This window comes from Stenotrophomonas sp. 01N47, assembly GCF_056399165.1.
The window spans coordinates 1-13,128 of the sequence record NZ_JBFTQU010000003.1 but is presented as its reverse complement, the minus strand read 5'-3'; the positions used below and the strand labels follow the sequence as shown (position 1 = coordinate 13,128).

Here is a 13,128-nt window from a genome sequence, read left to right as displayed (position 1 = left end):
CACCGCATGGCCATTTCCAAGCACACTCCCGCCCTGTTCAACGAAGGCCTGCCGGACCCGCGCCTGCAGCAGTTCCGCATGCGCCGCCTGCAGGTGCACAACTGGGGCACCTTCAACGGCCTGACCGAAGTGCCGATCGCCGAGCGCGGCTTCCTGTTCGTCGGCCGCTCCGGTTCGGGCAAGTCGACCCTGCTCGATGCCATGTCCGCCCTGCTGACGCCACCGGCCATCGTCGACTTCAACGCCGCAGCGCGTGAAGCCGAACGCAGCGGCCGCGACCGCAACCTGGTGTCCTACGTGCGCGGCGCGTGGGCCGACCAGCAGGACAGTGGCACCGGTGAAATCGCCACCCAGTACCTGCGCAAGGGCGCGACCTGGACCGCGCTGGTGCTGGAGTACCGCGCCGGCGATGGCCGCGTGGTCAGCCTGGTACGCCTGCTCTGGATCGCCGGCAGCAGCACCTCCGCCGGTGACGTGCGCAAGCACTACATGATTGCCGAGCGTCCGTTCGACATCGCCAAGGATCTGGGCGGCTTCGATCTGGACCTGCGCAAGCTCAAGCAGAAGTTGGCCGACGTCCATCACTTCGACACGTTCTCCGGCTATGCCGAACGCTTCCGCCACCTGCTCGGCATCGACAACGAGATGGCGCTGCGGCTGCTGCACAAGACGCAGTCGGCGAAGAACCTGGGTGACCTGAACGTCTTCCTGCGCGACTTCATGCTCGACACGCCGAAGACCTTCGACGCTGCCGAACGACTGGTCAGCGATTTCGCCGAACTCGATGGCGCGCACCAGGCCGTGGTCACCGCGCGGCGTCAGGTCGAAACCCTGCAGCCGGCGCGCGAGCACTATGGCGACCTGCAGGCGATGAGCCGTCGTCGCGGCGACGACGAAGCGCTCAAGCTCGGTATCGACAGCTTCCGCGAAAGCCGCCGTCAGTTGTTGATCGAAGCGCGCCTGCGTGAAATGGATACGCGCGACCGTGGCCTGCTGGGCGAAGAAGCGCAGCGTCGCGCGGCGCTGGACAACCACACCGAGCGCCTGGCCGAGCTGGAACTGCAGCGCCGCCAGCAGGGCGGTGAGCGCATTGAGGAACTGGAACGCGAGCAGGGCCGCGCCGAAGCCGAACGTGATCGCCGCCTGGCCAAGCAGGCACAGGCACGTGACGCCGCACAGAAACTGCAGGCTGCGCTGCCCGAGGATGCACATGGCTTCGCCGAGCTGGTCGAGCAGGCGCAGTCCGAACTGGAAGACCGTCAGCGTGCGTCGAGCGCCCTGGACGACGCCATCAGCGAACGGTTGGGCGGCAAGCGCGACGACGAGCGGCGCTTCTCCGAAGTGCGTGGCGAACTGGAGGCGATGCAGCGCACGCCCTCCAGCATTCCTGCGCCGATGCAGAAGCTGCGCGCACGCCTGGCCGAAGAAACCGGCATTTCCGAAGCGGCCCTGCCGTTCGTCGGCGAGCTGATCCAGGTCCGCTCGGAAGAGCAGGGCTGGCAGGGCGCGATCGAGCGCGTGCTCGGTGGTTTCGCGCAATCGCTGCTGGTCGATGACAAGCACTACAACGACGTCGCCGAGTGGGTGAACCGCACCCACCTGGGGATGCGCTTCACCTACTACCGCGTGCGTCGCAATGATGATGCGTTCGCCCGCGAACCGTCCGCCAAGTCGCTGCTGCACAAGCTGGAACTGCGCGATCACGTGTTCGAAAGCTGGCTGCGTCGCGAGCTGGGCAAGCGCTTCGACTACGAATGCGTGGACGCCAAGCAGCTGCGCAACGTCGACCGCGGCATCACCCGCGAAGGCCAGGTCAAGCATCCGGGCGATCGCTTCGAGAAGGACGACCGCAGTGCGGTCAATGATCGGCGCCGCTGGCTGCTGGGCTTCAGCAACCGCGACAAGCTGGCCGTCTTCGAGAAGGAAGCCCAGGAGCTGGCCGCCCGTATCGCCAGCTGCGATACCGACATCGCGCGCCTGCGCAGCCAGCGTGACCGCGACAACGAACGTCGCCTGGCCTGCCACCAGCTGGTCGGCATCAGCTGGAACGAAATCGACGTCGCCGCGCCGCAGCAGCGCCTGGCCGACATCGAGGCCAGCCTGCACGCCCTGCGCGAAGGCAATGCCGACCTGGCCAGGATCGCCCAGCAGATCGACGCCACCCGCGCCGATATCGAGCAGGCCCGCCGCACTTACGAAGACACCCGCGTCGAGCGCGGCCAGCTGGTGCGCGAACGCGACCGCCTGGACCGTGCCCGCCAGCAGAGCCGTGCACTGGTCCTGCCAGCGCTGGCCGAAGACCAGGAAGCCGGCCTGGCCGAGCGCCTGCAGGAGCAGGGCCCGCTCAGCCTGGAAACGCTGGAAGCGCACATGCGCCAGGTCAGCAACGCGCTGAACGAACAGCTCTCGTCTTCGCAGCAGGACGTCAACCGCATCGAGAACCTGCTGCTGGGCTGCTTCCGCCGCTTCATCCAGCAGTGGCCGGAAGAATCGGGCGACTTCACCGTGTCGGTGGCCTCGGCCGAGGATTTCCTCGCTCGCCTCGAACGCCTTGAACGCGATGGCCTGCCGCAGCATGAAGAACGCTTCTTCGACCTGCTGCAGAACCAGAGCAAGAACAACCTGCTCGCGCTGCAGCGTCACAGCGCGGAGGCCCGCAAGTCGATCGGCCAGCGCCTGGACGAAGTCAACGCCAGCCTGGAGCAGGTGCCCTTCAACCGTGGCACCCTGCTGACCATCGAACTGAACGACCGGCGCCTGCCGGAAGTGCAGGAGTTCCACCAGCAGCTGCGCGAGGTGTTGTCGCAGCAGCAGACCGAGCAGCGCGACCTGGCCGAAACGCAGTTCACCGTCCTGCGCCAGTTGGTCAACCGCCTCGGCTCGCAGGAAGGCGAAGACAAGCGCTGGCGCGAAGTGGTGCTGGACGTACGCCTGCACGTGGAGTTCATCGGCGTGGAGCTGGATGTGGAAACGCGCCAGCAGGTCGAGATCTACCGCAGCGGCGCCGGCAAATCCGGTGGCCAGCGGCAGAAGCTGGCCACCACCTGCCTGGCCGCGGCACTGCGCTACCAGCTCGGCGGCGCCGACAGCCAGCTGCCCAGCTATGCCGCAGTCGTGCTCGACGAAGCCTTCGACAAGGCCGACAACGAGTTCACCGCGCTGGCGATGAACATCTTCGACAACTTCGGTTTCCAGATGGTGGTGGCCACCCCGCTGAAATCGGTGATGACGCTGGAACCGTTCATCGGTGGCGCCTGCTTCGTCGAGATCAGCGGCCGCCACGATTCGGGCGTGCTGCTCATCGAGTACGACGAAGAAGGCAAGCGCCTGAAGCTGCCGGAGCGCAGCCGCCAGCAGGCCGACGAACCGGAAGAAGCCGAAGCCTGATCGCTTCGGCCCGCCCTGGTAGTGCCGGCCGCTGGCCGGCAATCCCCTGTAGAGCCGAGCCATGCTCGGCTGCTCTTCGCGACCGGAAACAGCGTGCCAACCAAGGTTGGCACCTACCAGGTCATGAATCCCGATAGTGGTAGTGCCGATCGCTGGCCGGCAATCGCATTCACGAACTACGGAACGTATCCCACGCCATCCGCGCGATCAGCACCACCACCAGGCCCACGAACAATTTGCGGATGAACGGCGTGCCGCCCTTCAGCGCCAACCGCGTGCCCACTACCGAACCGATGATGTTGGCCGCCGCCATCGGCAGCGCGAACAGCCACAGGATGTTGCCGGTCGGTACGAAGAACGAGATCGCCGCCACGTTCGTCGCCAGGTTCACCACCTTCGACGCGGCCGACGCACGCAGGAAGTCCAGCCCGAAGAAGCGCACGAACAGGAAGATCAGGAAGCTGCCGGTGCCGGGCCCGAAGAAGCCATCGTAGAAGCCGATCGCCGCACCGATCGCCAGCGCGATCACCAGCTCGCGGCGGCCGATGTCCTGCGGCCGGTGCAGCGCGCCGAAGTCCTTCTTCCACAGCGTGTAGGCCAGCATCGCCACCAGCAGCACCAGTACCAGCGGCCGCACTGCGTCCTTGGGCAACAGGCTGACCGCCGTAGCGCCCAGGAAGGAGAACACGAAGGCCGTACCGGCGGCGAACAGCACCGGCTTCCACGGGAAGCGCACGTTGCGCGCATAGCGCCATGCCGCTGCGCCGGTGCCGAACATCGAGCTGAACTTGTTGGTGCCAAACAGCATCGCCGGGGTCTGCTGCGGCAGTACCGTGAACAGGCCCGGCAGCTGCACCAGTCCGCCGCCGCCCACGGCCGCATCGACCAGGCCGGCAATGAAGGCGATCACCACCAGCCACCACAACTCAGGAGGAATCAGTTCCAGCACGGCGATCGATCGAAGTGGGGGGCGCGACAGCATACGCCTGTCACATTGCCGCCGCCCACGCGACAATACCCGCATGAGCCGAACCGCCCCCGATCCCTGTCCCTGTGGCCTGGCCGCCGACTACGCCGCCTGCTGCGGGCGCTTCCATGCCGGCGACGCCGCGCCGGATGCCGAGCGTCTGATGCGCTCACGTTACAGCGCCTATGTGCGCCACCTGCCGGACTACTTGCGTGCCACCTGGCACCCGGACACCCGTCCGGCAGAACTGTCGCTCGATGATGCCCCCGGCCAGCGCACCCAATGGCTGGGCCTGACCGTGCAGGACCACCAGGTGACCGGCAGCGACAGCGCCGAGGTCCGCTTCACCGCCCGTTACCGCGTCGGTGGCGGCAGCGCGGTGAAAATGACCGAGCACAGCCGCTTCCTGCGGGTCGAGGGTCGCTGGTACTACCTCGACGCCGTCTGAGCCTGGCTGCCGCGCACGGCCAGCACGCGCTGGCCGCCATGCGCGCACACGCGGTTGCGGCCATCCTCCTTGGCCGCATACAGCGCCTGGTCGGCCGCTTTGACCACCCCGGCAGGGCGCCGATCGACCCGGCTGTCGGCCAGGCCAATGCTGACGGTTACCTGCACCACCGCACCGCCACCGCCGCGCCCGCGCTGCTGCTGGCCGAGCGTATCGTCGCGGGTGCGCGTGCTGCGGTCGCGCAGTTGCATGCGGCTCTGTTCGATGCCCTGTCGCAGCGCCTCCACCGCATCCACGCAGGCCGATGCCGGGCGGTCGAGGAAAACCACGGCGAATTCCTCGCCGCCATAACGGAACGCACGGCCGCCGTCGCCCACCCGCGACAGTCGTGAGGCCACCAGTTTCAGCACGTCATCGCCGGTGTCGTGGCCGTGGGTGTCATTGAATTTCTTGAAATGATCCACGTCGATCATCGCGATGCTGTAAGTGCCGGTGGCGCGCTTGAGGGTCTCGTTGAACGCACGGCGACCGGGCAGGCCGGTCAGCTCGTCGCCGAAGGCCATGTGGAAGGACTCCTGCAGGGTCGCGCCCAGCATCAGCAGCAGCGCCGCTACGCTCAGCGCCGGCAGCAGCACCGGCTGCAGGAAGATCCGCGGCAGCATCCACCACAGGCACAGCAGGGCCAGCAGCATCGCCGTATGCAACGGCCGGGGCTGGCGCCACGCCTGCCATCCCAGCGCAGCGGTGGCCAGCAGGAACAGCACGGCAGGCAGCTGCGCCAGCGCGTTCCAGTTGCTCGGAATCCAGGGGAAGTGCCGGTTCGACAACAGGTCGTGCATGCCCTGTGGCTGCTGTGCGGCAAGCAGGATGAAGATCGCCACCGCAACACCGCTGGTCGTGGCCCTCAGCAGCAGGTCCTGGCGGCGGCGGCCACGTTCTGGCCACAACGCATGGACGGTGAACAGCAACGGCAGCCAGGTCGAGATCGCGTGGAAGCGCAATGGCGTCAACGCCGTCACCCGGCCCTCGCGCAGGTAGTGCCCAAGGTCCTGGTGCAGCACCGCGAAGGCCAGCGCCACCAGCAGCAACAGGCACAGCGTGCGCACCTGGTTGTACAGCAGCGCCAGCCCTGCACCCAGGCAGGCCAGCAACCACGGCAGGATGCGCTGCCCGGCGCGGCCGACATCATCGCTTTCCAGGCTCGCCCACAGCACCAGTGCGACCAGCACGGCGGGCAGCACGAACAGATAGTGCACAGGCTGTCGAAGCGGATGATGGGACACACGGAATTCCAGCGCGGTCACGACGCGGCCGCAGCACTGCCGTTAGCGGCGCAGCAGCGACCTTCTTGAATACGCGCAGCCTGATGTGAACACCGCGCCACCGGGCCATGACATTGCGCTCACCGGTCGCGGTCGAAGCTGGTCGCATGGACAGCGTACCCGCCGCCGTCGCTGCCCCGCAGCGTGACCTCGCCCGCCACTTCACCCATGTGCGGGGGCGCAGCGTGCAGCTGGCCGCACCCCTCAGCCCGGAAGACGCCCTGCTGCAGAGCATGGCCGATGCCAGCCCGGCCAAGTGGCACCTGGCCCACACCACCTGGTTCTTCGAACGCTTCGTGCTGGCCAGCCAGCCCGGCTACACCCCCTGGGATCCGGCCTGGGACTATCTGTTCAACAGTTACTACAAGAGTCTCGGCCCCGCTCACGCACGGCCTCAGCGCGGGTTGCTGTCGCGGCCCTCGCTGCAGCAGGTCCACGCCTACCGCCAGCATGTGGATGAGCAGGTGCTGGCAGGACTGCGCGATGGCGATCTCGGCAGCGACGCCCTGCAGCACCTGCAGCTGGGGTTGCAGCACGAACAACAGCACCAGGAGCTGCTGCTCACCGACATCAAGCATGCCTTCTGGTGCAATCCGCTGCAGCCGCCGTACCGCGAAGACCTGCCCATCGCCGTCAGCGCCCTCGGCACGCAGGGTTGGGTCGAACAGGGCGAACGCATCGTCAGCATCGGTGCGTCCGCCTGGCCGCAGCACACGGCCTTCGCCTATGACAATGAATCGCCCGTGCATCGCGTGCTGCTTCCTGCGCATGCCATCGCCGAACGCCCGCTCAGCAACGCCGAGTACCGCGCCTTCATCGACGCCGGCGGCTACCGCGATCCGCGCTGGTGGCTGAGCGAAGGCTGGGCGCTGCGCGAGGCCGAGCAGTGGCAGCATCCGCTGTACTGGGATGATGACCTGCTGCGCGAGTTCACCCTGGGTGGCTGGCACGAGCTCGATCCGCATGCGCCGGTCTGTCACCTCAGCTACTACGAAGCCGATGCCTGCGCCCGCTGGGCCGGCGCCCGCCTGCCCACCGAATTCGAATGGGAAGCGGCCGCCGCCTCGCAGCCGATCGAAGGCCACTTCGCCGACGACGACCATCTGCACCCGATGGCAGGGCAGGGCGATGGACTGCGCCAGTTGTTCGGCGACGTGTGGGAATGGACCAGCAGCGCCTATGGCGCCTATCCCGGCTTCCGTCCCTTCGCCGGCAACCTCGGCGAATACAACGGCAAATTCATGTGTGGCCAGTGGGTCCTGCGCGGTGGCAGCTGCGCCACGCCGCGCGGCCATGTACGGGCCAGCTACCGCAACTTCTTCATGCCACCGGCGCGTTGGCAGTTCTCAGGCGTGCGCCTGGCAAGGGATCTTTCATGAGTACCGTCCAGGATGCGCTGCAGGCGCTGACCGACCTTACCCCCGGCCGCCAGCAGATCCTTGCCGACGCCGTGGCGGGGTTGTCGCAGGCCTCTCGCCAGCTGCCTTCCAAGTACTTCTACGACGCGCGCGGCTCGCGCTTGTTCGAGCAGATCACCCACACCCGCGAGTACTACCCCACACGCACCGAACTGGCCCTGCTGGACCGGGTGCTGCCGGAGATCGCGCAGGCGGTGGGTCCGCGCGTGCATGTGGTCGAACTGGGCAGCGGCAGCGGCCGCAAGACCGCGCGCCTGCTGGCTGCCCTGCAGGACCCGGTGGCCTATACGCCCATCGAGATCTCGCGCGCGGCGTTGCTGTCCAGCATCGACCATCTGGCCCCGGCGCTGCCGGACGTGGAAATGCTGCCGGTGTGTGCCGACTTCACCCGCCCTGTGCAGGTCCCCGCGCCAGAGCGGCCTGCCGCGCGCCGGCTGCTGTTCTTCCCGGGCTCCACGCTGGGCAACTTCGCCGATGAGGATGCGATCGCGCTGCTGCGCGCAATGCGCCAGACCATGGGCAAGCACGGCCTGGCCCTGGTCGGCATCGATCTGCACAAGGACCCGGCACTGATCGAAGCCGCCTACAACGACGCCGACGGTGTCACCGCCGCCTTCACCCTGAACCTGCTGGCGCGTCTCAACCGCGAGGTCGGCAGCGATTTCGATCTCGACGGCTTCCGTCACCAGGCCCGTTACAGCACCGCGCGCCTGCGCATCGAAACCGATCTGGTCAGCCAGCGCGAGCAGGACGTGCATCTCGACGGCCGCACCTTCCACTTCAGCGCTGGCGAACCGATCCGCGTGGAGTACAGCCACAAGTACACCGACGCCAGCTTCGGCCACCTGCTGCAGCAGGCAAGGCTGGAGGTGGCGGCATGCTGGAACGCGGACGATCCCGCCTATGGCCTGCGCCTCCTGCGCCCCTCACCCTAGGCACAGGTAGTACCGGCCGCTGGCCGGCAATCTCGGCCAACCTTGCTCTCCCTCCGCGTTACCATGGCTGCAGCACCGGCAACACGGAGGACGCCATGCCCATTCTGACCACGCTCGGCCTGGCCGCCGCGCTTGCCATGCCAGCGTCCGCGCCGCCGGCAGCAGCGGCAACCGCTGATCCCGCGTTCGCCCGCTGCATGGCGGGCCTGCAGGCTACGGCCGCCAGCCAGGGCATTGCCGCTGACCGCTTCAATGCGATCACCGCCGGACTGCAGCCCGACCCAACCGTGCTGCCGCTGCTCGATGCGCAGCCGGAGTTCACTACGCCGATCTGGGACTACCTGGCCGCACTGGTCGATCGCCAGCGCGTGGACGACGGTCGCGCCATGCTGCAGCAGCACCGTGACCTGCTTCAGCGCGTATCGGCGCAGTACGGCGTCGATCCAGTCACCATCGTCGCCGTATGGGGTGTGGAGAGCGACTACGGCCGCGTGTTCGGCAAACGCCCGCTGCTGCAGTCGCTGGCCACGCTGTCCTGTGCCGGCCGCCGGCAGCCCTTCTTCCGCGGCGAACTGCTGGCGCTGGTCAAGCTCATCGACCAGGGCGACCTGCAGGCGCAGGGCCTGACCGGTTCCTGGGCCGGTGCTTTCGGCCACACCCAGTTCATGCCCAGCACCTACGCACGCATTGCCGTCGATGGTGATGGCGATGGCCGTCGTGATCTGGTCGGCAGCATTCCCGATGCATTGGCTTCCACCGCCAACTATCTGAAGCGTGCCGGCTGGCGAACCGGCGAACCCTGGGGCATGGAAGTCCGCGTCCCCGCCGGCTTCAACGCCAGCCAGGCCGGCCGCACCCAGCGCCGGGCACTGACCGACTGGCGCGCACTGGGCGTGACCGGCCTGGACGGCAGCGCGCTGGCGCCGGCCGGCCTGCCCGCCGATGCGCGCGCCGCGCTGCTGCTGCCGGCCGGCAACAAGGGCCCGGCGCTGCTGGTGTTCCGCAACTACGACGCGATCTACAGCTACAACGCGGCCGAGAGCTATGCCCTGGCCATCGCCACCCTGGCCGACCGTCTGCGTGGCGGCAACGGCTTGGTCACCGCCTGGCCAACCGATGATCCCGGACTTGGCCGCGACGAGCGCCGCCAGCTGCAGACCCTGTTGCTGGCGCGCGGCCATGACATCGGTGCCGCCGATGGCATGATCGGTACCGCCAGTCGTCGTGCCATCCAGGTCGAGCAGCGCCGGCTCGGTTGGGCCGACGCCGATGGTCGCGCCGGCCAGCGCATCCTGCGCGCGCTGCAGAGCGAACCGCAGGCGAAGGTTCCGGCCACGCCCACCCGCTTCAGCCTTCCCACCAACTACAGTGCCGCGCAATCGCCGGCCATCCGGAGTCGATCCAGCGTGCAACAGATAAAGGGTGTCAGCAGCGGCCAGTTCCAGGGACTCGACGCCTGGCTGGTGGAAACCCCGCAGGCCACCGCCGCGATCAGCGTATTCGGCGGGCAACTGCTCTCGTTCGTGCCCAAGGGCCAGCCCGATGTGATGTGGCTCTCGCCCAAGCGTGCTGCGCTGCCCGCGCCGATCCGTGGCGGCAGCCCGGTGTGCTGGCCCTACTTCGGCCGCCAGGGGCAGGGCGACGACGTGCCCGCCCACGGTTTCGTGCGCACCTTGCCCTGGGAACTGCAGCAGGCGCGCCGGCTCGACGATGGCAGCATCGAGCTGATCCTGGCCCCGCCGGCGTTGGACAACCTCGGCCTGCGCCTGACCATGACCGTCCGTGTCGGCCGTGAACTGCGCCAGCAGCTGGTCACCGAGAACACCGGCAAGGCTCCGGCCACCATCACCCAGGCGCTGCACAACTACTTCCGTGTCGGTGATGCCAGCAAGGTCGATGTCGACGGCGTCGACGGCCTGGACTACCTCGACAAGTTCGAGAACTACGCCCAGCCGCGCCGCCAGCAGGGCCCCTGGTCGCTGCGCGATCCGCGTGACCCGGGCCGCAGCGACCGCATCTACACCCAGGCCGGCGGGCACTATGTGCTGCGCGACCCGGTGCTCAAGCGCCGCATCGACCTCCGCACCGAAGGCAGCCGCTCGCTGGTGGCATGGAACCCTGGCGCCGAAGGTGCCGCCAGGATGGCCGATGTCGGCGACGGCTGGCGCGACTACGTCTGCCTGGAGGCCGCCAACGCCGGTCCCGACGTGGTCACCGTCGCACCGGGCGGGCGTCATGTGCTGCTTCAGATCCTGTCCAGCGCGCCGCTATAGCGGGCTCCCCCTTTGGCATGGATGGCCAGCATGAGCACCCTCGATCCGCAGACCTCGCACGGTAGCGAGAACCCCTATCTGGCGCCCGGCGCTGACGCCGATGTAGACACGGCGCTGGAAGATGCCGATTACCTGACGCTGGTGGTCGGGCCCAATGCCGCCGCCTACCGTCGTTTCTGGCATGTGGACAGTGCGCTGCCGAAGCCTCCGCGCCGTTGGAACTGGCCCGCCTTCCTGTTCGGCACCCTGTGGATGGTGCATCGCCGGATGTACCTGGCCGCCATCGGCTTCTACCTGGTCACCACGCTGCTGCCGATCCTGATGCTGCTGGCCGACGCGGGCATACCGCAGATCGCCTTTGGCATGCTGCTCCCGCGTATCGCCCTGGCCATCTTCGCCAACGCCCTGTACCTGCGCCATTGCAGCCGTCTGCTGGCAAGGGTGCAGGCGACCCACGCCGGCCAGCCGAACCGCATCCGCGCCGAGCTGCTTCGCCGTGGTGGCACCCGTGCCTCGGCCGTGGTGGTCTGCCTGGGCCTGATCTACGCGCTGCGTTACATCACCCAGGGCCTCCTGCAGACCTATCACTGAGCCGGCGAACGCGGCCGCAGCACCCACAGGCAGAGCGTTCCGGCGACCAGGCCCCAGAACGCAGAACCGACACCGGCCAGCGTCATGCCCGAGGCGGTCACCAGGAAAGTGACCAGCGCGGCCTCGCGGTCGCGCTCCACTGCCAATGCGCTGGCCAGGCTGTTGCCGATGGTGCCGAACAGGGCGATGCCGGCCACACAGGCCACCAGTTCCTTGGGAAAGGCAGCGAACAGGGCCGCTACGGTGGCCCCGAACAGGCCGATGACGATATAGAAGGCGCCGGCCGCCATCGCCGCCGTGTAGCGCCGTGCCGGGTCTTCGTGGGCATCACGGCCCATGCAGATCGCCGCGGTGATGGCGGCCAGGTTCAATGCGTAGGCACCGAAGGGCGCCAGCAGCGTGTTGACCACGCCGATCCAGCCGATCACCGGTGACACCGGCGCGTCGTAGCCGGAGGCGCGCATCACCGCCACACCGGGAATGTTCTGCGACGCCATGGTGACCACGAACAGGGGCAGGGCGATGCCGACCATCGCCGTCCACGACAGCGAGGGAGTGACCCATTGCGGTACCGCAAGTTGCAGGTGCACCTGCTGTGCATGCAGCAGACCCTGGCTGGCAGCGATGGCGATGCCGACCAGCAGGGTGGCGATCACCGCATAGCGGGGGAACAGGCGGCGGCCCAGCAGCCAGGTAGCGAACATGGCCAACGCCAGCACGCGCTGGGTGTTCATCGCCACGAACACGTCCAGCCCGAAGCGCAGCAGTACACCGGCCAGCATGCCGGCGGCCAGGGCCATGGGCACGCGTTTCATCAACCGGGCGAACACTCCCGAGAAGCCGGCGAGCATGCCCAGCACGGCCGCAAGCAGGAACGCACCGGTGGCCTCGGACAGAGAGGCGCCACCCGCACCGACGACCAGCATCGCCGCCCCAGGCGTCGACCATGCGGTGACCACCGGCACCCGGTAGCGCAGTGACAGGCCGATGCAGGTCACGCCCATGCCCAGCCCCAGCGCCCACATCCACGAGGCGATGTGGGCCTGGTCGGCACCCACGGCCTGCGCGGCCTGGAACACGATCACTGCCGAGCTGGCGAAGCCGACCAGCACGGTGATGAAGCCGGCGACGATCGCCGGCATCGAAAGATCGCGCCACCATCCCTGTCGTACCGTCGTGTCCATCGTCTTCCTTCCTGTATGCATCCGACTATAGATAGCGCCTGCGGCGTTGACCGCGCAACGCGCGGGCAACGCCGCCGTGATCGTTGCACGCCCGTTGTGCATGCAGCAGCCGAGGCGTTGTCATGCTGCTGAAAAAAATGTGTTGACGAATTCTGCAGGATCTCTAGAATTCGCTCCCTTGCTGCAGCGCGGCGACTTCTTCGGAAGCCGGCAACGCGAACAGCAACGCCACCACCGCCGGACGAGATCATCGGACGAAGGTGTTGACGGACTCGAAAAGTCCGGCATAATAGGCGGCTCGCAACGACGAAAGGCCTTCGGGCCCAACGACGAAGCAGCATCGGCAACAACGTCCACTTCGGTGAGACGGCCTTGAAAAAAGGTGTTGACGAAGCGGAAAAGCCGGCTATAATGGGCGGCTCGCTACGAAGGAAACTTCGCAGCACACGGGAATGGCGCTGAGGCCACTTCCCAGGATCTTTGAAAGTATGCGCAGGTATCTTGTGAAGGCGCCTGCAGGAAGGATGATTGTCCATCTTGCAGACGTTTGATCAAGCAACTATTAATTGTTTTAAAGCAAGCGATACGTTGCCAGAATCATTC

General features: G+C 67.4%; 9 protein-coding genes. 6 read left to right on the top strand and 3 right to left on the bottom strand.

The annotated features are described in order from the left end of the window. Positions 1 to 6 precede the first annotated feature (6 nt). A complete protein-coding gene (locus AC1DKR_RS06305) occupies positions 7 to 3,387 on the top strand; it encodes an ATP-binding protein (RefSeq protein WP_478031821.1) in 3,381 nt (1,126 codons plus the stop codon). Positions 3,388 to 3,556: 169 nt separating this feature from the next. Here the strand turns inward: AC1DKR_RS06305 and AC1DKR_RS06300 are convergent, their stop codons facing one another. Next, the gene (locus AC1DKR_RS06300; RefSeq protein WP_312110237.1) at positions 3,557 to 4,336 is read right to left on the bottom strand and encodes a sulfite exporter TauE/SafE family protein; all 780 of its coding nucleotides are present in this window, start codon (positions 4,334 to 4,336) and stop codon (positions 3,557 to 3,559) included. A gap of 73 nt (positions 4,337 to 4,409) precedes the next feature. Between AC1DKR_RS06300 and AC1DKR_RS06295 the strand changes: the two genes are divergently transcribed. Beyond that, positions 4,410 to 4,802: a YchJ family metal-binding protein gene (locus AC1DKR_RS06295; protein WP_032978546.1), complete on the top strand. Its 393-nt coding sequence runs from the start codon at positions 4,410 to 4,412 to the stop codon at positions 4,800 to 4,802. Here the strand turns inward: AC1DKR_RS06295 and AC1DKR_RS06290 are convergent. Continuing rightward, entirely contained in the window at positions 4,784 to 6,085 is a 1,302-nt protein-coding gene (locus AC1DKR_RS06290; RefSeq protein ID WP_363734091.1) for a GGDEF domain-containing protein, read from the bottom strand. The two genes, AC1DKR_RS06295 and AC1DKR_RS06290, sit on opposite strands and share 19 nt — an antisense overlap. Positions 6,086 to 6,231: 146 nt before the next feature. Here AC1DKR_RS06290 and egtB point away from each other — a divergent pair, with 146 nt between their 5' ends. The 4 genes from egtB to AC1DKR_RS06270 all read left to right on the top strand — a co-directional run bounded on the left by egtB (position 6,232) and on the right by AC1DKR_RS06270 (position 11,341). Then, the gene (gene egtB / locus AC1DKR_RS06285) at positions 6,232 to 7,503 is read left to right on the top strand and encodes an ergothioneine biosynthesis protein EgtB (RefSeq protein WP_312786627.1); all 1,272 of its coding nucleotides are present in this window, start codon (positions 6,232 to 6,234) and stop codon (positions 7,501 to 7,503) included. After that, positions 7,500 to 8,477: an L-histidine N(alpha)-methyltransferase gene (gene egtD, locus AC1DKR_RS06280; RefSeq protein WP_363734090.1), complete on the top strand. Its 978-nt coding sequence runs from the start codon at positions 7,500 to 7,502 to the stop codon at positions 8,475 to 8,477. The genes egtB and egtD overlap by 4 nt, the downstream gene beginning before the upstream one ends. A gap of 137 nt (positions 8,478 to 8,614) precedes the next feature. Further along, positions 8,615 to 10,750 (top strand): lytic murein transglycosylase, encoded by a 2,136-nt coding sequence (locus tag AC1DKR_RS06275; protein WP_478032174.1) that lies wholly within the window; start codon positions 8,615 to 8,617, stop codon positions 10,748 to 10,750. 30 nt (positions 10,751 to 10,780) lie between these two features. Beyond that, on the top strand, positions 10,781 to 11,341 hold the full coding sequence (locus AC1DKR_RS06270; protein ID WP_363734088.1) for a DUF2628 domain-containing protein: 561 nt from the start codon (positions 10,781 to 10,783) through the stop codon (positions 11,339 to 11,341). On the opposite strand, the gene AC1DKR_RS06265 is transcribed toward AC1DKR_RS06270, so the two are convergent. Continuing rightward, positions 11,335 to 12,525 (bottom strand): benzoate/H(+) symporter BenE family transporter, encoded by a 1,191-nt coding sequence (locus AC1DKR_RS06265; protein ID WP_099786370.1) that lies wholly within the window; start codon positions 12,523 to 12,525, stop codon positions 11,335 to 11,337. The genes AC1DKR_RS06270 and AC1DKR_RS06265 overlap by 7 nt on opposite strands. Positions 12,526 to 13,128 lie beyond the last annotated feature (603 nt).

Bases quoted from the DNA above. Each gene is read 5' to 3' on its own strand.
- AC1DKR_RS06305 (WP_478031821.1), top strand. From the start codon at position 7: ATGGCCATTTCCAAGCACACTCCCGCCCTGTTCAACGAAGGCCTGCCG.
- AC1DKR_RS06295 (WP_032978546.1), top strand. From the start codon at position 4,410: ATGAGCCGAACCGCCCCCGATCCCTGTCCCTGTGGCCTGGCCGCCGAC.
- egtB (WP_312786627.1), top strand. From the start codon at position 6,232: ATGGACAGCGTACCCGCCGCCGTCGCTGCCCCGCAGCGTGACCTCGCC.
- egtD (WP_363734090.1), top strand. From the start codon at position 7,500: ATGAGTACCGTCCAGGATGCGCTGCAGGCGCTGACCGACCTTACCCCC.
- AC1DKR_RS06275 (WP_478032174.1), top strand. From the start codon at position 8,615: ATGCCAGCGTCCGCGCCGCCGGCAGCAGCGGCAACCGCTGATCCCGCG.
- AC1DKR_RS06270 (WP_363734088.1), top strand. From the start codon at position 10,781: ATGAGCACCCTCGATCCGCAGACCTCGCACGGTAGCGAGAACCCCTAT.
- AC1DKR_RS06265 (WP_099786370.1), bottom strand. From the start codon at position 12,525: ATGGACACGACGGTACGACAGGGATGGTGGCGCGATCTTTCGATGCCG.